Genomic DNA, 22,060 nt, shown 5'->3' on the forward strand with positions numbered 1-22,060 from the left:
CGGAGCAGTCGCAAAGGAGGAATGGGCCGCCGCTGATAGATTCAAGAGTCCGTGCGCGGTCGAAAGGGGGACGGTTACCGATGGCGATGAGCGAGGCTGACCGGGCGTGGTTTGTGGAAGCTATCCGGTCCGTCGACCCGGATCAGCGCGTAGTGAGCGTCTCCGAGGTGCAGGGGGTGCGCCAGATTCACTACTCAGAGCAGATCCGTTCCGGCGAGACGAGACACCGCAACGCGGACCCTGAGGAGCTCGCTCGCGCGCTCGCGATCGCGCTGCTGTGTTCGGGACGCTATGGCTATAGCCCGGAACGTATGTACATCGAACAGGGTCACAGTATCGGTCGGCCCTCCGCTTCGCGTGCTCAGGTGGACTTGGTCCTCTACTACCTCGAAGAAGATGGGTCTGAGACTGTGTTCGCGATGTGGGAGTTCAAGTCGCCGGATGAGTACAAGCCCGATACCGATCCCCTGATCGAGAAGCAACTCTTCGACACCGCTCCACTTCTTGCACCATCCCTATTGGTCTACGCGACGGTGAAGCCGCAGGTTGCGGACATCGAGTGCATCACCATCGACTACGGAGCGCACAAGTCGTTCGAACGCTGGAACGCAGTGGGGAGGCCTTCGACGTGACGTTCCCCGCCAACTACCAACTCCCTTCCTTTTCTCCTTTCGCGAAGGGATCGACGAACCGCGAGCTCGATGACTCCGCCACCACGGCGGACTTTCGAGCCATCGCGAACGCTTTCCACAGCGAGTTCTTCGCCGAGCATGCCGACACCGAAGTTTTCGCGCACGTTGTAAAGCTGCTGCTGGCCAAGATCTATGACGAGCGACAGCGGCGCAAAGGTGAGCCCTATGTCTTCCAAGTGCTCCAACGGGCCGGGCGTGAAGAGACTGCGCAATCACTCTTCGCGCGCGTCGCAACGCTCTACGAAGCCGCCTACAAGGCGTACATCGATAGCGCAGGCGGTGATCGCCTCGACAGCAAGCTCTTTGCACCGGAGCGCGTTAAGTCCGTCGTGAAAGGGCTGCAGGGTGTCGCGATCACCCGGGGCGCCGCCCTTCACGGTGACATCATCGGAGCCTTTTTCGAGGAGATCGTTCGCGCGGGCTTCAAGCAGGACAAGGGGATGTACTTCACGCACTCCAATTTGGTCGCTTTCATGCTTGAAGCGATCGACCTGACGGGGCTGACGCAAGAGACCTGGCGTGGGGCGAACCATCCGAACAACCGAATGCCGTACCTGATCGACCCTTCATGCGGGTCTGGTGCGTTCCTTCTTCGAGCGATGCAAATGATGTCGTCGGCTATCCGCGACAATCGGACCGCTCTCGTCGAGACTCAGGACGATCAGCGCTACTTCGATCATCATCTATCGGACTCGAATCCGAATGAGTGGGCGAAGGATTTCGTGTATGGGTCTGACCCCAAATTCGTCATGGCCATCACCACGAAGGTGAACATGGTGCTGCACGGCGACGGGTCGGCTCACATCTTCAAGTGGGACTCGCTGCAGTCCCTGGGGGTCGCGCCGGACACGCGGTTCGCGCCTGCGGCGGAAGCCCGCCGCTCTGTCCCCCCGTCCGCCTATAGAGAGGATGTGTCTGAGCAGTTTGACGTGGTGGTAACGAATCCACCGTTCGGTATCACCCTCGCGCCGGAAACGCATCGCACCGTCAGCAAGACCTTCTCTTTAGGGCACGCGTCGTCTGAGGCTCTTTTTCTTGAGCGCTACGCTCAGCTGCTCCGACCAAACGGGCGGCTCGGCGTTGTGGTACCGGAGAGTCTGCTGAACGCCGCGGAGCACCGTGAGACACGCATGCTGCTATTGCGATTCTTCCACGTCCGGGCGGTCGTATCACTTCCTCGCAATTTGTTTGTTGAAACGCCGACTCTTACCAGTTTGCTCTTCGCGCAGAAAAAGACCGGTGCCGAGATAGCAGACTGGGACGCCCGCGCCGAGACGGCGCGGAAAACGGTGGAGGATGCGATCGCAGATGCTAAGCGTGCAGCGCGCGAGGCTGGGAAGCGTGCCAACGCGACGGCAGCGTCGGTCAAGGATGCGCTGGACAGGGCTCTCGACGGCGCGATTCCGGGGGGCGCGTTCATTCGGAAGCGCGGGAAGAATCCCACAGTACTGACATATGACCTCCCGCCGGGGATGTCCGACGCTGCGCCAGCTGTGAAGCACTACACGGAGTTCCTGACCAGTTCCGGCATCGGGCCGCTGATTACGCAGGCAGTTCTGGCGCGGATGGCGGCCGACCTCGACTACTCCTGGCCGGTGTACGGGGTCGAAGAGGTCGGCTACAAACTGTCGAAGCGAGGCGAGCGCACTAGACCGAATCAGTTGATCTCCTTTGTTGACGGCAGCGGGACTCATGTCGCGAACCTCCACCGAGCGGATGGTGCGGCGACGACTGTCATCGACGCTGACAACCCGAGCACTGTGATCGACTACATCCGAAGGGACGTGACGTGGCGCTAGCCGACAAGTTCACGCGGGCGCCAGCTCCCCGCATTGGACGCCGAACCCTCGCGGACGTCGCGGCCAGCCACACCTTTCGCCTCGACGCAAAGCAGGCCGAAGAACGTTTCGCCCTATTCGACAAGTGGATCGAGGGCATCGATCACTTCCTGCTAGGGGACATGCTGCCTGCGCCGGTGGTGAAAGGGGCGCAGCCGAACTACGTCGACGGCCTCGACGAGGGCGTTAGGGTCATCACGACGATGGCCATTCAGTCGCTCGCAATCGACGAGCGCGCGTGTCGGATAGCTCTGTCCGTGGACTACGGCACGGATAGCGTTCGACGCCCGCGTGCGGATGACGTGTTGCTCACCGTCGATGGCGGGACGAGCATTGGGAAGGCTGCGCTATTCGACCTCGACGGTTTGTACGCCGTCGATTCTCACGTCGCTATATTGCGCCCAGTCGGCATCGAACCGGGTCTGCTTGTACACCTACTCGCATCACCCCTTGGTCAACTTCAGTTTCAGAGGTCCGAATCGGGCGCGAGCGGACAGACCGCTGTTACAGAGGACGATATCCGTCGTTTCAGGTTCCCCGTCCTGAGCGATGAAGCCGCGACACGCGCACTTACAGATGTCAGGGCCGCGCGAGCGGAGGCTCAAGCGCTCCGCAAACAGGCCGAGGATCGCGAGGCGCAGGGGTGGACTGAGTTCCTGTCCGAATTTCCCGCGGCGGACTGACAGGCGGGCGCTCACACCGCGGGTTAGCGCTCGCTCTTTGCACGTCAGAGGGGTGCACTGTGCGCGGCGATGCCCCACCGATGTCGCCCTCTCAATCAACAGCGCCAGCGTATCCGCCGCCGAACTCCCCACCGCCGCCGTGTGCGTCAGCAGCCGCTGGCCGTTGCCGTCGGGCAGGTGCAGCACCTCGTAGTGCAGGTCGAGGTCGCCCACCTGCGGGTGATGTAGCCGCTTCGTTCCGCTCGAACACAATCGCACGTCGTGCTTGGCCCACAGGCGCGCGAACTCCCGACTGTTCATCGACAACTCCCCCACGAGCTCGGCGAGCGCACTGCCCCGCCACATACCGCAGCGACGCCACGGCCGACGCCGGATCATCCGCCCAGTCACGATGCAGCTCGCGCGTGTGCCGGTCGAGGAACAGCAGGCGCATCTGGTTCGGACGCGTCGCCGGATCATCCGGATCCGTGAACGCCAGATGCCCCGCCACCAGCGCATGCCCGAGCGTGTTCCATGCGAGCACGTCATTTCGCCGCCCCAGCAGCAGCGCCGGCACCGACGGCATCGACGCGAGCAGCGCCAACGCCCCGGGCATCGCCACCTCCGCGCGCGTCACGCGCTTCCGCCGCGCCGGAACCGGACGCGCCAGCTCATACAGATGCACCCGCTCGTCGTCGTCGAGGTCGAGCGCCCGCGCGAGCGCCTCGATGATCGCGTCACTCGTTCGACGACTGCCCCTGCTCGAGCCGCGTGTAGTAGTTCACCGAGATCCCCGCAATCTGCGCCAACTCCTCGCGCCGCAACCCCGGAACTCGCCGCTGCCCCCACGACGACACCCCCGCCACCTCGGGAGTCTCGGCATCCCGACGACTCCGCAGAAAGTCGCCAAACTCGCTCGACACCCGTCCCGTCGCGCGAACGCCGGACTGTTCCGTGTCGGTGCCCGGGAGTACGGTCGGCGCCATGAAACCGGATGAACTCTTCCTCCTCTCCGACACCGCACTGCGCGAGGTCGTCGACCAGATGGACCCCGCCAACTTCTCGGCCCCTATTCCGAAGGAGTGGAGCCAGCTCGAGTCGCCGACGCTGCTCGGCATCCTGGGTCGACATGCCTACGACGAAGCATGGATCCCCGACGTGATCGCCGGGCGCGCCGCCGTCGACGGCGACCCGTACGCCGACGCCGATTTGCTCGGCGACGACCCGATCGCCTCCTACGACGCGCTCCACGACAGAGCCACCGCTGCCGTGCGCACGGGCGAGGTCGCCGAGACATTCCGGTTCACGTACGGCGACTACCCCGCGGCCGAGGGTTTCGCGCACATGGCGACGTACCGCGCGTTCCAGGCGTACTCGATCGCGAAGCACTTCGGCATCCCGTTCCACCTCTCCCCCGAACTCATTGACGGGCTCAACGAGCACGTCGTTCCGCACGCCGATGAGTGGCGGCAGTGGGGCGTGTTCCCGCCCGCGATCGAACCGCCCGCGGATGCCGACGACGAGACGCGGCTACTGTGCGTGGTGGGGTTCTGGCAGCCCTGACCCCGGCTTCACAAACACCGCGGCCCCTCGCCGAAGCGGGAGACCGCGGCATCACCGGGCGGCTGACTCCCCCACCGGCAGCCGCCAGTGGAACGGACACAGCGGCCCGCCCCGTCACGCGAGCCCACGGCATCCGCCCCCCCAATGCTCAGCCCGGAAACACCGGCGTCGCCTACGCCGGCCGCGCCGCCTCGTACCACGCCGTCAACTGCAGCATCTCCAGATCCGCGAACCGCCGCCCCGAGATCTGCAACCCGATCGGCCGCCCATCCGAAGTGAACCCGCAGTTCACCGACGACGCCGGCTGACCCGACATGTTGTACGGCAGCGTGGACGCGATGTGCGACATCGCCTCGCTCGCGTCGAAGCCCCACGGCATAGGCCACTCGGCGGGGAACGCGGCCACCGGCGCGACCGGGGCGAGCACGCCGTCGAACGCCGACGTCGCCGCGACGGTGCGCTTCTGCAGGTCGCCGAACGTCTCGTAGGCCTCGAGGGCGCGGCGGCCGGTCATGTCGGAACCGGGGTGCACCCAGTCGGCGATGTACGGCAGCACGGCGATCTTCGCCTCGTGCGACAGGCCCAGGTAGGTGCGCCAGAAGCGGATGCGCCAGAGGTCGTCGATGTCGCGCAAGATGCCGTCGTCGATGAACGCCGGCAGTTCCACGACCTCGGCCCCGGCATCCGAGAAGAGGTCCGCCGCCCGCAGCACCGCCGCCCGAACCTCGGGGTCGACGGGCATGCCCGCGCCCGGGTCGATGTGCACGGCGATACGGCGGCCCGCACGTCGGTGTCGAGGTCGAACCCGTCGATGTCGGCATCCGGAAGCGAGGTGTAGTCGCGCTCGTCGGGGCGCGCGACGGCGTGTATGCCGAGTGCCACGTCGGCGACCGTGCGGGCCAGCGGGCCCGCCGAGCGACCGAAGTACGGGTTGTCGAGCGGAATGCGGCCGTTACTGGGCTTGAGGATCGCCACCCCCGTCCGTGCGGTGGGCAGGCGCACCGAGCCGCCGATGTCGGTTCCCAGGTGCACGGCGCCGAATCCCGCCGCGGCAGCCGCTCCCGCACCCGAGCTCGAACCGCCGACGGTCCACTCCGGGTTCCACGGGCTGCGGGTGATGCCCGACAAACTCGACACCCCCGACGAGAGCATGCCCCAGTCGGGCATGGTCGTGGAACCGACGATGACCGCGCCCTGCTCGAGCAGGCGCTCCACGGCGGGCGAGTCGCGCTCGGGGATCACGCCGGCGGTACCGGCGACACCCGCGTGCGCCGCGATGCCGGCGCGTACGAAGTTCTCCTTCACCGTGACCGGCACGCCGTCGAGCGGTCCCCGCTGCTCGCCGCGCTCCCACCGGGCGGCGGAGGCTTCGGCATCCTGGAGCACCTGGGCGGGGTCGAGGTCGGTGAAGGCGTTGATCTTGGGGTTGCGGGCGGCGATGTCGGCGAGCACCGACTCAGCCGCTCAGACGGGAGCGCGGCCCACGCCCGGCCGTCTGTTCAGCGTGACCAGCGGTTCAACGCCCGTGAGCTCAGGCCGGCGTCACACCCGCCTCACCCACGCCCAACCTCCGCAAGCACCGCATCAATAACATCGAGCCCCCGCCGCGCCTCGTCGTCGGTCACCACGCACGGCGGCACCACGTGGATGCGGTTGTCGGCGATGAAGGGCAGCAGGCCGCGGCTCAGCAGGGCGGCCTTGATGGCGCCCATTGTCGCGGGCGTGACGGGCGTGCGGGTCTCGCGGTCGGAGACGAGTTCGATCGCCCAGAACACGCCGCTGCCGCGCACCTCTCCGACGATCTCGTGGCGCTCGGCGAGCTCGGCGAGGCGCGGGCCGATGACCTCGGCGCCGATGCGCTTGGCGTTGTCGACGATGCCCTCCTCGCGCATCGCGCCGAGGGCGGCGACGATGCTCGCCGCGGCGAGCGGGTGACCCGAGTACGTCAGACCCCCGGGGAACACCGTGTCGTCGAAGTGGTGGGCGATGGCATCCGAGATGATGACCCCACCCACCGGCACGTACCCGGAGTTGACGCCCTTGGCGAAGGTGATGAGGTCGGGCGTGACGTCGTGCGCGTGGAACGCGAACCACTCCCCCGTGCGGCCGAAGCCGGCCATGACCTCGTCGAGGATCATGACGATGCCGTACCGGTCGCAGATCTCACGCACGCCGGCGAGGTAGCCCTTCGGCGGCGTCATGATGCCCGCCGTGCCGGGCACGGTCTCGAGCAGGATCGCCGCGATCGTCGAGGCACCCTCGGCCTGGATGACGCGCTCGAGGTGGTGCAGCGCGCGGGCGCACTCCTCCTCTTCGGTGGTCGCCCAGAACTCCGAGCGGTAGAGGTAGGGGCCGAACACGTGCACGTGACCGCGCGCGTACTCGTTGGGGATGCGACGCCAGTCGCCCGTCGCGACGATCGCCGCCCCCGTGTTGCCGTGGTACGAGCGGTAGCGCGAGATGACCTTGTCGCGACCGGTGACCAGGCGCGCCATGCGGATCGCGTTCTCGTTGGCATCCGCCCCGCCGTTCGTGAAGAAGACCTTCTCGAAGCCCTCGGGCGCGAGCTCGCAGATCATCTCGGCCGCGCGGGCGCGCGTCGCGTTGGCGTGCGCGGGGGCCACGGTGGTGAGCAGCTCGGCCTGCTCGCGGATCGCCGCGACGACCTTCGGATGCTGATGACCGATGTTGACGTTCACGAGCTGGCTCGAGAAGTCGAGGTACTCGTTGCCCTCGGCGTCCCACACGACCGACCCGGACCCCGAGACGATCGGCATCGGCGCGAGCGCTCCCTGCGCCGACCACGAGTGGAAGACCCGGCTGCGGTCGGCCTGCGAGATGTCGGCGTTGCTACGAGAGGTGAGGGGGTCGGCGACGAACGTCATGGGTCCTCCGGTGATCGGATGCGGTTGCCTCCATCATCACGACGGGAGTGCGAACATGGGATGCCGGTATGTCGTTCGCAGGACCGCTTCTTCGACCATCCGGCACCCCGAACCGCATCCCGAGAGGAAGGCCCCGCGTGCCCGCCGACCTGCGTTCCCTCATGGCCGAGCCGTCGTTCCGGCTGACGCCCCTGGCCGCCGTCGACGACGCCGCCCTCGACGCGCCCCTGCGGTGGGCGCACAACTCCGACCTGCCCGACCCCACCCCCTGGCTCGAACCCGGCGGCCTGCTGCTCACCGACGGCGCCCCGTTCCTCCCGCCGCACAGTGCCCCGGTCGACGACTACGTCGAGCGCCTCGTCGCCCTCGACGTGCGCGCCCTGGGCGTCTCGGTCGGCATCCTTCTCGAGCGGGTGCCGCCCGAGCTGGTCACCGCGTGCGATCGGCTCGGGATGCCGCTGATCGAGGTCTCGCGCCAGACGCCCTTCATGGGCCTGATCAAGGCCGTCTCCGACGCGACCGCGGCCGACGAGCGGGCACGCCTGGAACGCTCGCTGCTCGCGCAACGCCGGGTCGCGCGCGCCGCGCTCCGACCCGACGGGCTCAGCGCCATCCTGCGCGAACTCGAACGCGCCCTGGAGACGTGGGTCGCCCTCTTCGACGCCTCCGGTGCCCTCGTGCTCGTCCCCGAGACCACGGGGATCCCCGCCGCGCTCGACGAGCCGGTGCGCGAAGCGGTCGCCGCCGCCCTCGCCGGACGACGCGCCGCGGCCGCCCGCGTCAGCCTCGGCGGGGTGGGCGAGGTCACCCTGCAGACCCTCGGGCAGCACGGCACCCTCCGCGGCGTGCTGGCCGTCGGCATCTCGAACGGCCCCTTCGACCGCGCCCGCCAAGACCTCGTCGACAGCGTCATCGCGCTCGCGAGCATCTCACTCGAGCAGAGCAGCACCCTCGACAGCGCGCGTCGACGTCTGCGCAGCGGCATCCTGGAGCTCCTCGCCGCGGGCGTCACCGACGTCGCCGGCGACACGGTCAAGCACCTCTGGGGTCGGCTGCCTCCGGCCCCGCTCCGCGTCGCCCGGCTCGACGTGCGCGATTCAGAGCGGACCCTCGACTCCCACCCGCTGATCCCCGCCCTCGAGGTGCTCGCCGAGAAGCGGCCCGGAGCGCTCTTCTTCGCGCAGCAGGGCGACCACGTCGTCGCGGTGTACACCGACGGCGACGACGCGGGACTGTTCGCCGCCGCGGCCCCTCATCGCCCGACGGGAGGCGTGTCGTCGCGCGTGGGCTGGGACCAGATCGCCGCGGCGCTCGGCGAAGCACGGCGGGCGCAGGAGCGGGCCTCGGCCCGACAGCCCATCGTCTTCTTCGACGAGCTCGCCGGATCGGGCATCCTCGGCCACCTCGAGCAGACGCGCGCCCACGACGTCGCGCGCCGCATGCTGCTCCCCCTCGACGACGACCCCGACCTGCGGCGCATGCTGGAGGTCTGGCTCGAGCACAACGGCTCGTGGGGAACGGCAGCGGGGGCCCTCGGCATCCATCGCCACACCCTGCGGCACCGCGTCGACGGGGCGGCGCACCGCCTCGGCCTCGACCTCGACACCTTCGGGGGACGCTCCGAGCTCTGGAACGCCCTGCGCCTCACGGCGGAGTGACGGATGCCGCGGCCGTTCACTCGACACCCTCGCGCGTGAGGGGTCAAGATCTGTCGCTCTGGCGCGTCCCAGGCGACAAACGATGACCCCTCACGCGGGAAGAGAGGGAGCTCAGCTGTTCTGCGGGAAGCCCAGGTTGATGCCGCCGTGGGTGGCGGGGTCGAGCCAGCGGCTCGTGACGGCCTTCTCACGCGTGAAGAAGTCGAAGCCGTGCACGCCGTAGGCCTTCGCGTCGCCGAAGAGCGACTTCTTCCACCCGCCGAACGAGTGGTAGGCCACGGGGACGGGGATGGGCACGTTGATGCCGATCATGCCGACCTGCACTTCGTTCTGGAACCGCCGCGCGGCTCCCCCGTCGTTGGTGAAGATCGCGGTGCCGTTGCCGAACTCTCCACTGTTGATGAGCTCGAGACCCTCTTCGTACGACGAGACGCGCACGATCGAGAGGACGGGTCCGAAGATCTCCTCCGTGTAGGCCCGCGAGGTCGTGGGCATGCCGTCGATGAGGGTCGGTCCGAAGAAGAAGCCGTCCTCGTGCCCGTCGACGGTGAAGCCGCGGCCGTCGACGACGATCTTCGCCCCGTCGGCCTCGGCGATGTCGACGTACGACGACACCTTATTGCGGTGCACGTCGGTGATGAGCGGACCCATGTCGGGCTCCGCGCCATCGGTCCCGGCACCGTTGCCGATGCGGAGCTTCGCGATGCGCTCGCTGATCTTCGCGACGAGGTCGTCGGCGACGGGCTCGACCGCGAGCACGACGCTGATGGCCATGCAGCGCTCGCCCGCCGCGCCGTACCCGGCGTTGACGGCCGAGTCGGCCACGAGGTCGAGGTCGGCATCCGGGAGGACGAGCATGTGGTTCTTCGCGCCACCCAGCGCCTGCACGCGCTTGCCGTGCTTCGAGGCGGTCTCGTAGATGTACTGCGCGATGGGCGTCGAGCCCACGCACGAGATGGACTGCACGACGGGGCTGCTGAGCAGACCGTCGACGGCGAGCTTGTCGCCCTGCAGCACGGTGAAGGCGCCGTCGGGGAGACCGGCTTCCTTCCAGAGCTTCGCGATCCAGAGAGCTGCGGACGGGTCCTTCTCGCTCGGCTTGAGCACGACCGCGTTGCCGGCGGCCAGCGCGATCGGGACGAACCACAGCGGCACCATGACCGGGAAGTTGAACGGCGAGATGACCCCGACCACGCCGAGCGGCTGCTTGAGGGAGTAGACGTCGACGCCGGTGGAGGCGTTCTCGCTGTACGCGCCCTTGATGAGGTGCGGGAAGCCGGTCGCGAGCTCGACGACCTCCTGGCCGCGCAGGATCTCGCCCATCGCGTCGGAGACGACCTTGCCGTGTTCGCTGGTGATGAGGCGGGCGAGCTCGGGCTTGCGGGCGTTCAGCAGCTCGCGGAACGCGAACAGCACCGACTGCCGCTTCGCGATCGAGTACTGCGACCACTCGCGGAAGCCGCGCTCCGCCGAGGCGATGGCCTCGTCGATCTCGGCCTGGTCGGCCAGAGCAACCTCCGCCTGAACGGCGCCGGTGGCGGGGTTGTACACGGGCGCGGTGCGTCCCGAGGTCGAGGGGCGTTCCGCGCCATCGATCCAGTGCGAAACCACCGCGACGTCGACGAGCGACTCACTGACCATGCTGTTCTCCTCCGTTCGGCGCCGGCGGGCGCAAGGGAGACAGTACGTCGGCGTCGTATGCGGGTGGTCTGCCGAGAGGTCGATTCGTCGTGGTGCGGATCGACAGATCGGCAGGAGTCGTGGCTACAGTCACCCGTGGCGGGGTCTCACATCCCCGGCGCCATGTCGGCGAAGCGTGAGTAGTGACCCTGGAACGCCACCGTGATCGTGTCGGTCGGACCGTTACGATGCTTCGCGACGATGAGGTCGGCCTCGCCGGCGCGCGGGGAGTCCTTCTCGTAGGCCGCCTCGCGGTGCAGCAGCACCACCATGTCGGCATCCTGCTCGATCGAGCCCGACTCGCGGAGGTCGGACAGGGCCGGCTTCTTGTCGGCGCGCTGCTCGGCGCCACGGTTCAGCTGCGACAGCGCGATGACGGGAACCTGCAGCTCCTTCGCCATCAGCTTGAGCGCGCGCGAGAACTCACTGACCTCCTGCTGGCGCGACTCGACGCGCTTTCCGCTGGTGAGCAGCTGCAGGTAGTCGATGACGACCATCTTCAGACCCTCGCGCTGCTTCAGGCGACGGCACTTCGCGCGGATCTCGACCAGCGTCATGTTCGGGCTGTCGTCGATGTAGAGGGGAGCGTCGTTGATGCGACCACGGGTGGCGGCGACGGTCGTCCAGTCGCGGGAGTCGAGGGTTCCCTTGCGCATGCTCTGCAGCGGGATGGCCCCCTCGGCGCTCAGCAGACGCATGGCGATCTCGCTGCGCCCCATCTCGAGCGAGAAGAAGATGCACGGGGCGTTCGACTTGATCGCGGCGGCGCGGGCGAAGTCGAGCGCGAGCGTCGACTTACCCATCGCGGGACGCGCGGCGAGCACGATCATCTGACCGGGGTGCAGGCCGTTGGTGAGTTGGTCGAGTCCGGCGAAGCCGGTGGGGATGCCGGTCATCGACCCGTCGCGACCGCGAGCGGCCTCGATCTCGTCGACCGCGGCATCCACCGCCACCGTCAGGGGGATATAGTCCTCGGCGCTGTCGTCGCCCGAGACGTTGTAGATTTCGGCCTGCGCGCTGTTCACGAGCTCGACCGGGTCGCCCTCGCCGGCGTAACCCATCTGCACGATGCGCGTGCCGGCCTCGACGAGGCGGCGCAGCATGGCGCGCTCCGACACGATCGAGGCGTAGTAGCCGGCGTTGGCCGCCGTGGGAACGATCGAGGTGAGCGTGTGGAGGTAGTCCGCACCCCCGGCGCGCTGCAGCTCGCCGGTCTTGATGAGCTCGTCGGTCACGGCGACGACGTCGGTGGGCTCACCGTGCGAGTAGAGCGTGAGGATGGCCTCGAAGATCAGCTCGTGCCTCGGCACGTAGAAGTCGGGGCCGCGGAGGGTCTCGATCACATCGGCGACGGCGTCTTTCGACAGGAGCATGCCGCCCAGTGCGCTCTGCTCGGCCAGCATGTCGTGCGGCGGCGTGCGCTCGGGACGCGGTGCTTTTCCGAGACGGTCTTCGGCGATGTCGGCGATGGCCACGTGCTCTCCTTCTGTGCTCGGACGCCCCGTCACCGCCCCACGCGCGCGCGTGAGGAGGATCGGAAACACTGCGGGTGGGACGACCTCGTCAGCATGGAATCAGGGAGTTCCGACATCGACGCGCGCGGCTGGTGAGCGGGATGCCCGACGGGCTGGACCCACGCTAGATACCACGGTCCCCACATGCAAACAGGCCTGTGGATAACTCTGTGGAGAGTTTGCGGGAAACGCCGCCACGTCTGTGCACAACTACTGTGGAGAACTCGGTGGATGGATGCCAATTTGGAGCCGAAAACTAACGTTGATCTGGATAATCTCTGTCCACAGGTTTCCTGCGTAAAACCTGCGTGAACTTCGCCTTGAAGGTTCTGCGCTAGGGACTCCACATGTGTACAACTCGGGGGATAACTCGCCGGAGCACTACCGATCCGAGCCCCCCGCTGTCAAATCTTTTTTTCCATCCGGCGTGTCGCCCGTCACCGCGCGGCAACCCTCCGACTACTGGGATTTCACCCGGCCTCTTTCGGAGCCGCGACCGCAGGCGTACCGTGGCCCGCGCAGAATCGCCGACGATTCTCTGGGGGTGCATCGATGGATGCCATGGCGAAGCGAGGGGTGTCGCACACGCTGCGACTGCTCCTCCTCGGCGCCTGCGCGGCATTCGCCCTCGCGTTCCTCTCGCTCGTCCTGTCGGTGTCGTCGGCTTCCGCCGATGACGGCAGCGGATCAGGACTCCTCGGAGGCATCGCCTCGACGGTCGATGACGCGACCGACACGGTCGAGAAGGTCGCCCAGCCGATCACCGACGTCGTCGAACCGGTCACCGATCACGTCGCCGACACTGCGGCATCCGTCACCGACACCGCCTCGGAGGCTCTGCCCGAGCCCGTGGCGGCCCCGGTCGCCGTGATCACCGACACGGTGACCGACACCGTCACCGACACGGCCGGCTCCGTCGCCGACACCGTGGACGACGTGACCCGCGGGGCCCTCGACACGGTCGACACCGTCGTCGCCGACACGTCGCAGGGCGTGTCCGACGTCGTCGACTCCGGCGTCGTCGGCACGATCGTCGAGCCGGTCGTCGACACCGTCGAATCGCTCCCGGTGGTCGGACCCGTCGTGGGCGACACGGGCCTCGGCGAGGTCATCACCGACGTCGGAGACGCCGTCGACGGCACGGTCCCCGTCATCGTGGGCGAGCTGCCCTCGGTCGACCCCGTCGTCCCGGTCGTTCCCGCGCCGTCGTTCCCGGCCGAGCCGGTCGATCTCGGCGGAGACGTCACTCCCCCGGCCGAGACCCCCGCCGCCGACACCGCGCCCCCGATGCCGGTGAGCGCATCGGCAACGGCTTCCCCGGCCGCCCCCACCGGTGCGCTCACCGCGCAGGCGCGCGAGACCGCCGCGTTCTTCACCGCGGCCGCGTACTCCGCACCGTCGGCGCAGGCCGCCGCGGCCCCGGCATCCCCCGTGACTCCCGCCGACGCACCCGCGCCTCTCGGCGCAGACGTCGTCTCGGGTGTTCCGGCCTCGTCATCGGCATCCGGGAGCACTCCGACGGCCGCCACACCCTTCGCCATGCCCGCCGACGCCGCACTCGGCGCCGGGCTGCTGCTGCTCGCTCTCCACCGCGGCGTCGACGACGACCTGCCGGGGAGCCCCGTCTTCGCCACCGACGTCTCTCCTGACTGAGGACGGTCGCGCCGTGCCCCGCACGGCAGACGACCCCGCGCGTTCGCGCACCCTCATTCACACACAGGAGAAACTCTCATGCGCAAGTTCTACTCGCGTGCCCTGCTGGGCGCGCTCGTCGGGGGCGGCTTGGCCGTCCTCGGATGCGGCATCGCCAATGCCGCGGAGACCTCGGGGGCAGACGGTCTGCTCTCGGGCGACCAGGCGGCGATCTCGGTCGACCTGCCCGTCACCGTCGGCGGCAACGCCGTCTCGCTCATCGGAGACAGCCACAGCGAGGATGCCGACACCTCGGCCCCCGCGCCGGATGCCGCCCCGGTGGCCACCACCGACGGCAGCGACGGAGTGGCCTCGGGAAACCAGGGCATCATCTCGATCGATGTGCCCGTCACCGTCGGAGGCAACGCCGTCTCGGTGATCGGAGACAGCCACAGCGAGGATGCCGACACCTCGACGCCCGCGCCCGAGGCGGCGCCGGAGCCCGCTCCGGAGGCCGCTCCCGAGCTGCACACCATGCCGGTGTACGTCGAGGAGACGCCGGGGGCGACCACGGACGGCACCGACAGCGTCGCGGGCGGCAACCAGGTCGTCGCGCCGGTCGAGGTTCCGGTCACCATTGGCGGCAACGCCGTCTCCGTGATCGGCGACAGCCACACCGAAGACGCCACCACCACCGGCGGCACCACCGGCGGCTCGGTCGGCGACGTCACCACCGACGGCAGCGACAGCCTGCTCGGCGGCAACCAGGCGATCATCCCGATCGAAGCGCCCCTCACCATCGGCGGAAACGCCGTCTCCGTGATCGGCGACAGCCACACCGAGGACGCCACCACCACCGGCGGCACCACCGGCGGCTCGGTCGGCGACGTCGAAACCGACGGCGCCGACAGCCTCCTCGGCGGCAACCAGGCAATCATCCCGATCGAGGCACCCCTCACCATCGGCGGCAACGCCGTCTCCGTGATCGGCGACAGCCACACCGAAGACGCAACCACCACCGGCGGCACCACCGGCGGCTCGGTCGGCGACGTCGAAACCGACGGCACCGACAGCGTCCTCGGCGGCAACCAGGCGATCATCCCGATCGCCCTGCCCGTCACGATCGGCGGAAACGCCGTCTCGGTCATCGGTGACAGCACCTCGACGGGTGCGACGACCACCGGCGGCGCGAATGGCGGGGGTGTCGTTGGGGGCATCATCACCGACGGCACCGACAGCCTCGGCGGTGGTAACCAGCTGATCATCCCGATCCAGCTGCCCGTCACGATCGGCGGAAACGCCGTCTCGGTCATCGGTGACAGCACCACCGAGGGCTCGCACACCGGTGGCACGCCCGGAACCCCGGGGACCCCTGGTACTCCGGGCACGCCCGGAACGCCCGGCACCCCCGGCACCCCCGGCACCCCCGGCACCCCCGGTACCCCCGGCACCCCCGGAACGCCCGGCACCCCCGGTACCCCCGGTACCCCCGGCACCCACGGCGGTCACGTGAGCACCGGCGGAACCCCCGTCGTCGGCTCGGTCGCCTCGGCGAGCGCGGTGACGCCGCTGTCGACGAGCGCCGCGAAGACGCTCGCCGTCACCGGAACCGATGGCTCCGCGGCCCTCGGCCTCGGCTTCGCCGGCCTGCTCGCGCTGCTGATGGGAGGGGTGCTGCTGCGCCGCCGCTCCCGCGCGTGACCCGCGGAGGGCTCTGACTCTCGGCGGAACGACACCGGATGCCGACGTGCTGTCGTGGCATCCGGTGTCGTCGCGCGCTCGGAACGGGGCTCGACCGGGCCCGGACCCTTCGACGGGCTCAGGGCCCTCCCCCGGGGGGAACGCCACGCCAGGGGACCGGACCCTTCGACAGGCTCAGGGACCTCCGTTGAGGGGCCCGGACTCGTCGACAGGCTCAGGGACCTCCACCGCAGGGTGCCGCGCTACAGGGCGCCGCCGCGGCGCTCGCGCTCGAGGAACGCGATCGTCTCGGGGCGCTGCGGGGCGTCGAAGATCTGCGCGGGCGTGCCCTGCTCGACGATGCGGCCGCCCTTCATGAACACGATGCGGTCGGCCACCTCGCGCGCGAACGACATCTCGTGCGTCGCCATGAGCATCGTCGAGCCGCGGTCGCGCAGCACACGCACGAGGTCGAGCACCTCGCCGACGAGCTGCGGGTCGAGCGCGGAGGTGATCTCGTCCAGCAGCAGCAGCTCGGGGTTCGTCATCACGGCGCGCACGATCGCGACGCGCTGCTGCTGACCGCCCGAGAGGCGGTCGGGGAACTCCCGCGCCTTCGCCCCGAGCCCCAGCTGCTCCAGCAGCTCGGTGCCGCGGGCGTAGGCCTCGGCCTTCGGCATCCCGTGCACTTTGCGCGCGGCGAGCGTGACGTTGTCGATCACGCGCAGGTGAGGGAAGAGGTTGAAGTGCTGGAAGACGACGCCGATACGGGCTCGCGCGGCGTCGGGGTCGATCGTCGGATCGGTGAGGTCGTTGCCGTTGAGCAGGATCTGCCCGTCGTCGACGCGCTCGATCAGGTTGATCGTGCGCAGCAGCGTCGACTTGCCCGACCCGGATGCGCCGATGAGCACGACCACCTCGTGCTGGTCGATCGAGAGGTCGATGCCGTCGAGCACCACGTGGTCGCCGAAGGCCTTGCGGACGCTGCGGACGTCGAGCACGGTCATACGGTCCCGCCCATCTGCTCGCGCTTCGCCAACCGCGCCGAGACGTAATCGGTGAGGCGGATCATCGGCAGCGCCATCGCCACGAAGAGCAGCGCCGCCACGATGTACGGCGTGAAGTTGTATGCCTGAGCCGAGGCGATCTGGGCCGCACGGACGGCATCCACCGCTCCGAGGACGGAGATGAGCCCGACGTCCTTCTGGAGCGACACGAAGTCGTTCATGAGCGCCGGCACGACCTTGCGCACGCCCTGGGGGATCACGACGATCCGCAGCGTCTGCGCGTGGCTGAGGCCCAGCGAGCGGGCGGCGACGCGCTGAGAGGGGTGCACGGCCTCCATGCCCGCGCGCAGCACCTCGGCGATGTAGGCCGAGTAGGTCAGCACGATCGCGATCGTGCCCCACAGCACCACGGGCACGCGGCCGAAGACGCCGAGCGCGGGAAGGCCGAAGCCCACCAGGTACAGCACGATCAGCAGCGGGATGCCGCGGAACAGGTCGGTGTAGATCGTCGCGAGGGCGCGCAGGGGGAAGAACACCGGCCCGCGCAGCGAGCGCAGCACGGCGAGCGTCGTGCCGAGGATCGCGACGGCGATCGCCGCGACGAAGAGCACCTGGATGTTGACCCACAGCCCCGCGAGGATCGACGGGAAGCTCGCCAGCGCGATCTCGGGGTCGAAGAACGCGTGCCGCACGTCTTCCCACCCGGGGCTCGACAGGATCGCCCAGCCGACCACGACGACGAACACGACCGAGCTGACCAGCGCGATCAGCACCGACTTCGTCGATTGCCGACGCCGTGTGGCGCGCCGACCGAGCTCGAGCTCGCTCGGCCGCCACGCGGCCTCGGACGGGGTGGATGCCACGGGGTGTTACTTCAGGACGGGAGCGGCGTCGGTGCCCCCGAGCCAGGTCTGCTGCAGCTCGTCGAGCGTGCCGTCGGCGCGCAGGGCGTCGACCGCGTCGGTGACGGGCGCCGTCAGAGGCGAGCCCTTGGGCAGCACGAACGCGAGCTCATCGCCACCGGCCGAGGAGTCGGGCAGCTGACCGACGACCTTGCCGTCGTCGAGCACGGCCCCGGCGAGGTAGAACGCGGTGGGCAGGTCGACCACGATCGCGTCGACCTGGCCGGACTGCAGGGCGGCGACGGCGTCGTCGTTGGAGTTGTAGACGCTGAGGTTGGCGGTGCCGAGCTGGTCGGCGGCGACCTGGTAGCTCGTGGTCGCGCTCATGACGCCCACGGGCAGGTTCTTCAGCTCGGCCACGGTGGTGGCGGACGCGGCGGGCGAGGTGCCGGTCGTGACGACGGCCTGGGTGGTCGTGTAGTACGGCGACGAGAAGTCGACGGCCTGCTTGCGCTCCTCGGTGATCGAGAACTGCTGCAGGTTGAGGTCCCAGTCCTTGGCGCCGGGGGCGATCGCGCTGTCGAAGGTGCTGCGCACCCACACCACGTCGTCCTTCGAGAAGCCGAGCTGCGTCGCGACGGCGTCGGCGACCGCGGCCTCGAAGCCCTCGCCCGAGGCGGGATCGTCGTTCTCGACCCATGGCGAGAACGCGGGCTCGCCCGTGGCGATGGTGAGCTTGCCGGCCGTGACGGTCTGCAGCGCTCCCTCGGTGGCGGGTGCGGCGCCGGCGTCGGAGCCGGTGGGGGCGAAGGCGCAGGCGGTCAGCGACACGACGGTGGCCGCGGCCACGGCGGTCAGGGCGGCGGCGCGGCGCAGGCGTGCGAGAGCGGTCACGATGTCTCCTCGTGGACGTATCGGGGTCATCCCCGGAGTGCTGTGATGGTCACAGCGTATCCGGGGCATGTTTCGGGGACGGTCACCCGTGAAACCTGGCGACACGGGGCGTCGCGGGACCGGCGGGGCTGTTGCGGGTCGAGTGCGGGCTGCCGTGCAGGGCGACGGGGGTGCGGCGGTGCGGGCGGTGCGGGCGGGTCCGGGCCCGGCCCCGGGTCACGGCATCCTGCCGACGCGCCCCTTACTCCGCCAGGCGCCAGTCCTCGAAGCTGAACCCCGGCGACACGAGGCAGCTCACGACGACCTCGGCGTCGCCGGCGGGCCGGGCCGCCTGCCACACGCCCGCGGGCACGGTGTGCTGCAGCACCTGTCCCGCAGCGAGGTCGGGGCCGAGGGTGACCGTCTCCGCCGCGCCCGGCTCGACCCCCGCTCCGCCCAGCGAGAGCTCGAGCGCCCCGGGACCGTGCCACAGCCAGACCTCGTCGCTCGTCACGACGTGCCAGGCGCTGCGCTCGTCGGGCCGGAGCAGGTAATGGATGCAGGTCGCCGCGGGCCGCGAGCCCGCGGGCGTGTCGACGGCGTACGACCCCGTCCACATGCGGCGGAACCACCCGCCCTCGGGGTGCGGCTCGAGGGCGAGCAGCCGTGCGGTCTGCGGACGGTCGGTGTCGGCTCCATCGGTCATGCGCGCACTCCTGTCTCTCGGGTGAAGGTGTCGATGACGAAGCGCGCCTCGCCGTCGATGAACGTCGCCGCCGCCGTTCCCGCCCCGGCCACCACGAGGTGTTCGATCGTGGCATCCACCTCCGACACCGGGACGTCGAAGAACGCCAGATCCGCCACGGCGCCGACCGCGAGGTACCCGGTGCGGGCGGGGCCGGTGTCGAGGCCCATCGCGTGCGCGCCGCCGAGGGTCGCCGCGCGCAGCAGCAGCTCGGGCAGGTCGCGGTTGACGTACCCCTGCGTTCGCGCGAGCCGGTGCAGTTCGGCGACGTCGGCGAGCAGATCGAGCGAGGGACTGGATGCCAGCGAGTCGGTGCCCACGGCGAGCGCGTTGCCTTCGGTGAGGTAGGCCGCGACCGGCGGCTCGTCGAGGCCGATGACCGCGTTCGAGCGCGGGCACAGGGCCACCGTCGTCCCCCGGGCGCGCAGGATGGCCCGGTCGCGCGCCGTCATGTACACCCCGTGCGCGATGTGGCAGTCGGGTCCCAAGACGCCGAGCTCGTCGACGAACTCCGTCGCCCCGGTGCCGAACCCCTCGTCGCGCAGGGCACGGAAGCTCGCGGGACGCTGCTTCTGCCACGGCACCGCTTCGCCGTGCTCGCGCTCGAACGCGGCCTCGCCCAGGTGCAGGTGCAGGCGGCTGCCCCGCTCGCGCACGATGTCGGGGATCTCGAGCAGCGGCTCGACGTCGAGCGAGTACGGCGCGTGCGGAGACAATCCGGTGCCGGGCGGGGAGGGCAGCGCGTCGAGCCGGGCCTCCACCTCGGCGCGGCCGCGCTCGGCCCAGGCGGCGTTGGTCCAGCTCATCACCTCCCAGTACGTGATGCCGTGCAGCCGCGCGTCGTGCAGCGCCGAGGCGGCCTCGACGTCGGTGACGATGTCGGCGACGGCGGTCGTGCCGGCGGCGATCATCTGGAGCGCGCCGGACGCGGCATCCCGAGCCCAGTCGTGACCCGCGCGATACACCGGCGTGAACGCGTCGTCCCAGTCGTCGAAGCCCGCGTACGACCCCCGGCCCACCGCGGCCATGCCGGTGTACTGCAGGTGGGAGTGGGCGTTGACCAGGCCAGGGGTGAGCACCCCCGGCCAGTGCACCTCGTCGAACGAGACGCCGCGCGTGCGCAGTTCGTGGACCACCCACTCGCGGTCGCCCACGTGCCGGATGCGCCCACCCGCCACCGCGATCGCCCCGCCCGGGATCGGCGGTGCGGTGATCGGCAGGACGAGGGCTGCCGAATACACCCTCATCGCCCACCCCCGGCGTAGCGCGGCGACCGCCACTCGTCGAGGCCCTCGGGGTCGAGGGGCCGCGGCGGGTCGATCTCGGCGCCGCACACGCGGAGCGCCTCGCGCGCGACGAGGTCGTCGACGTCGGGCCCGAGGGCGTGCACCCCCGACGACGGACGACGCCGCAGCAGCTCGCCGAGGGCCGCGAGCTGCACGGCGAACGAGAGGTCCATGATCTCGATGGGGTTGCCCTCGGCGGCGGTGATGTTGACGGCTCCTCCCCCGCCGAGGACGAGCGCATCGTTCTCGGCCCCCGGCGCGATCTCGCCCGGCACTCCCCCGGCCACGGCGATCACCCGTGCTTTCGCGGCGAGGTCGGCGGTCACCGTGCCGGGCACCCCGGTCGCCGAGACGACTAGAGCGCCGGCCGCCGATTCGCGCGCCGGGCCGGTGAAGAACCCATCGTGCCGCGCCTCGAGCGCCCTCACCGGGTCGGTCTCGGCCACGCGCACCTCGGCGCCGAGCGCGCGCAGGTGCGCGGCGACGCCCTGGCCGACGGGGCCGTACCCCAGCACGAGCGCCGGTTGGTCGGCGAGGCCGATCCCGTGCTCCTCCAGCAGATCGGCGATGGCGAACACGCACGACTGCCCGGTGCCGTAGCGGTTGTCGAACATCGTCTTCGTGCGGGCGTCGTTCACCGCCATGACCGCGGTGCGCAGGATGCCGGCATCCTGCATCCGCCGCAGGGGTGTGAGCCCGCTCGTCGTCTCTTCGCACGCGCCGATCCACCCCGCGACGAGCGCGGGATCGCCCTCGTGAGCGAGGCGGATGAGGTGCGCGCCGTCGTCGAGCAGCACGTCGAGTCCCGCGCGGAGGAAGGTGCGGGCGGCGGCCAGCTCGGCGGGTCCGCTGAGCGTCGGGTCGGCCGTGACCGCGAGCCCCTCGGCGCGCAGCGCGTCGGCGACCGCGGGGTCGGTCTCGTCGGGATGCGCGTACACCGACACCTCGGCTCCGCGCTCGCGGAGCAGCAGCGACAGCACGGCGGTCTTCGGCTCGAGCACCATCGCCACCCCCACGCGCAGGCCGGTCAGGTCGAGGCGCTCCGCCATCGCAGCTGACACCGGCATGTGCGCCCGCGCGAAGGAGATCCGGCCGGCGGCATCTCCCCGCTCGGGCAGCGGCGCCCCGTCGAGGCGGACGGTATCGGCATCCCGGTCGAACTCGACCCGCCCCGGGGCGGGATGAGGACTCGGGATGCCACCGAGCCGCACGAGCAGTTCGTGCAGGTCCGCGGAACCGGCGCCGTGCACCACGAACGGGCGTCCGGCGAGCATGAGGTTGGACGCACGCGCGAAGCGCCGGGCGATGCGCTCGGGTGCGCGAGGGTCGGTCACGGGGTTCAGCCTAGGGTGACGGGTGCGGGCGCCCGCGCGGCGGGCAAGCGACCTCAGCTGTTCGGATGACACCCGGCGCTTCGTCACCCGCCGCGGCGGGCGCTGCCGGGAGCGGTTTGGGGCGCATTCTTCCAGTTGGGGCGTGAACTTTCGCGCCCCAACCGGAAGA

General features: G+C 69.8%; 18 protein-coding genes and 2 pseudogenes. 7 read left to right on the top strand and 13 right to left on the bottom strand.

The features are described from left to right. The first annotated feature begins 86 nt into the window (after positions 1-86). Genes ACFZA2_RS06550 through ACFZA2_RS06560 form a run of 3 tightly spaced genes read left to right on the top strand, consistent with a single transcriptional unit; the run spans position 87 to position 3,213 of the window. Entirely contained in the window at positions 87-632 is a 546-nt protein-coding gene (locus ACFZA2_RS06550; protein ID WP_391402261.1) for a hypothetical protein, read from the top strand. Next, the gene (locus ACFZA2_RS06555; RefSeq protein ID WP_391402264.1) at positions 629-2,491 is read left to right on the top strand and encodes a class I SAM-dependent DNA methyltransferase; all 1,863 of its coding nucleotides are present in this window, start codon (positions 629-631) and stop codon (positions 2,489-2,491) included. The genes ACFZA2_RS06550 and ACFZA2_RS06555 overlap by 4 nt, the downstream gene beginning before the upstream one ends. Beyond that, positions 2,482-3,213: a hypothetical protein gene (locus ACFZA2_RS06560; protein ID WP_391403424.1), complete on the top strand. Its 732-nt coding sequence runs from the start codon at positions 2,482-2,484 to the stop codon at positions 3,211-3,213. The genes ACFZA2_RS06555 and ACFZA2_RS06560 overlap by 10 nt, the downstream gene beginning before the upstream one ends. A gap of 156 nt (positions 3,214-3,369) precedes the next feature. Here ACFZA2_RS06560 and ACFZA2_RS06565 read toward each other — a convergent pair. Together ACFZA2_RS06565 and ACFZA2_RS06570 are read right to left on the bottom strand one after the other, a co-directional pair. Then, a pseudogene (locus ACFZA2_RS06565) lies at positions 3,370-3,808 on the bottom strand (transcriptional regulator); the annotation flags it as partial. 121 nt (positions 3,809-3,929) lie between these two features. Then, on the bottom strand, positions 3,930-4,178 hold the full coding sequence (locus ACFZA2_RS06570) for a helix-turn-helix domain-containing protein (protein WP_391402267.1): 249 nt from the start codon (positions 4,176-4,178) through the stop codon (positions 3,930-3,932). Between ACFZA2_RS06570 and ACFZA2_RS06575 the strand changes: the two genes are divergently transcribed. Continuing rightward, a complete protein-coding gene (locus ACFZA2_RS06575; protein WP_391402270.1) occupies positions 4,177-4,755 on the top strand; it encodes a hypothetical protein in 579 nt (192 codons plus the stop codon). The two genes, ACFZA2_RS06570 and ACFZA2_RS06575, sit on opposite strands and share 2 nt — an antisense overlap. A gap of 172 nt (positions 4,756-4,927) precedes the next feature. Here the strand turns inward: ACFZA2_RS06575 and ACFZA2_RS06580 are convergent, their stop codons facing one another. The 3 genes and pseudogenes from ACFZA2_RS06580 to ACFZA2_RS06590 all read right to left on the bottom strand — a co-directional run bounded on the left by ACFZA2_RS06580 (position 4,928) and on the right by ACFZA2_RS06590 (position 7,640). Further along, on the bottom strand, positions 4,928-5,521 hold the full coding sequence (locus tag ACFZA2_RS06580) for an amidase family protein (protein ID WP_391402273.1): 594 nt from the start codon (positions 5,519-5,521) through the stop codon (positions 4,928-4,930). Positions 5,522-5,589: 68 nt separating this feature from the next. After that, positions 5,590-6,207, bottom strand: a pseudogene (locus ACFZA2_RS06585) (amidase family protein); the annotation flags it as partial. A gap of 101 nt (positions 6,208-6,308) precedes the next feature. Then, entirely contained in the window at positions 6,309-7,640 is a 1,332-nt protein-coding gene (locus ACFZA2_RS06590; protein WP_391402275.1) for an aspartate aminotransferase family protein, read from the bottom strand. A 137-nt stretch (positions 7,641-7,777) separates the two neighbouring features. Here ACFZA2_RS06590 and ACFZA2_RS06595 point away from each other — a divergent pair, with 137 nt between their 5' ends. Beyond that, a complete protein-coding gene (locus ACFZA2_RS06595) occupies positions 7,778-9,298 on the top strand; it encodes a PucR family transcriptional regulator (RefSeq protein WP_391402278.1) in 1,521 nt (506 codons plus the stop codon). Between the two features lie 111 nt (positions 9,299-9,409). Here ACFZA2_RS06595 and ACFZA2_RS06600 read toward each other — a convergent pair whose 3' ends face one another. Next, the gene (locus ACFZA2_RS06600) at positions 9,410-10,939 is read right to left on the bottom strand and encodes a CoA-acylating methylmalonate-semialdehyde dehydrogenase (protein ID WP_391402281.1); all 1,530 of its coding nucleotides are present in this window, start codon (positions 10,937-10,939) and stop codon (positions 9,410-9,412) included. Positions 10,940-11,085: 146 nt separating this feature from the next. Beyond that, on the bottom strand, positions 11,086-12,381 hold the full coding sequence (gene dnaB, locus ACFZA2_RS06605) for a replicative DNA helicase (protein ID WP_391403403.1): 1,296 nt from the start codon (positions 12,379-12,381) through the stop codon (positions 11,086-11,088). 663 nt (positions 12,382-13,044) lie between these two features. Between dnaB and ACFZA2_RS06610 the strand changes: the two genes are divergently transcribed. Both ACFZA2_RS06610 and ACFZA2_RS06615 read left to right on the top strand, forming a co-directional pair. Continuing rightward, positions 13,045-14,145, top strand: coding sequence for a hypothetical protein (locus ACFZA2_RS06610; protein WP_391402284.1), 1,101 nt, complete (start codon positions 13,045-13,047; stop codon positions 14,143-14,145). Positions 14,146-14,223: 78 nt separating this feature from the next. After that, positions 14,224-15,825 carry a chaplin family protein gene (locus tag ACFZA2_RS06615; RefSeq protein ID WP_391402287.1) on the top strand — a complete coding sequence of 534 codons (1,602 nt, stop codon included), beginning with the start codon at positions 14,224-14,226 and terminating at the stop codon, positions 15,823-15,825. A gap of 242 nt (positions 15,826-16,067) precedes the next feature. On the opposite strand, the gene ACFZA2_RS06620 is transcribed toward ACFZA2_RS06615, so the two are convergent. The 6 genes from ACFZA2_RS06620 to ACFZA2_RS06645 form a co-directional block, all read right to left on the bottom strand. Continuing rightward, positions 16,068-16,811, bottom strand: coding sequence for an amino acid ABC transporter ATP-binding protein (locus ACFZA2_RS06620; protein ID WP_391402290.1), 744 nt, complete (start codon positions 16,809-16,811; stop codon positions 16,068-16,070). Continuing rightward, complete coding sequence (locus tag ACFZA2_RS06625) at positions 16,808-17,674, bottom strand: amino acid ABC transporter permease (RefSeq protein WP_391402293.1); 867 nt, start codon at positions 17,672-17,674, stop codon at positions 16,808-16,810. Before ACFZA2_RS06625 ends, ACFZA2_RS06620 begins: the two co-directional genes overlap by 4 nt. A 6-nt stretch (positions 17,675-17,680) precedes the next feature. After that, entirely contained in the window at positions 17,681-18,547 is an 867-nt protein-coding gene (locus ACFZA2_RS06630) for an ABC transporter substrate-binding protein (RefSeq protein ID WP_363577300.1), read from the bottom strand. Positions 18,548-18,788: 241 nt separating this feature from the next. Further along, positions 18,789-19,232, bottom strand: coding sequence for a cupin domain-containing protein (locus ACFZA2_RS06635; protein ID WP_391402297.1), 444 nt, complete (start codon positions 19,230-19,232; stop codon positions 18,789-18,791). Continuing rightward, positions 19,229-20,518 carry an amidohydrolase family protein gene (locus ACFZA2_RS06640; protein ID WP_391402300.1) on the bottom strand — a complete coding sequence of 430 codons (1,290 nt, stop codon included), beginning with the start codon at positions 20,516-20,518 and terminating at the stop codon, positions 19,229-19,231. The genes ACFZA2_RS06635 and ACFZA2_RS06640 overlap by 4 nt, the downstream gene beginning before the upstream one ends. Then, positions 20,515-21,891 (bottom strand): adenosylhomocysteinase, encoded by a 1,377-nt coding sequence (locus tag ACFZA2_RS06645; protein WP_391402303.1) that lies wholly within the window; start codon positions 21,889-21,891, stop codon positions 20,515-20,517. The genes ACFZA2_RS06640 and ACFZA2_RS06645 overlap by 4 nt, the downstream gene beginning before the upstream one ends. Positions 21,892-22,060: the final 169 nt, after the last annotated feature.

The organism is Microbacterium sp. NPDC007973, assembly GCF_042958465.1.
GTDB lineage: Bacteria > Actinomycetota > Actinomycetes > Actinomycetales > Microbacteriaceae > Microbacterium > Microbacterium galbum.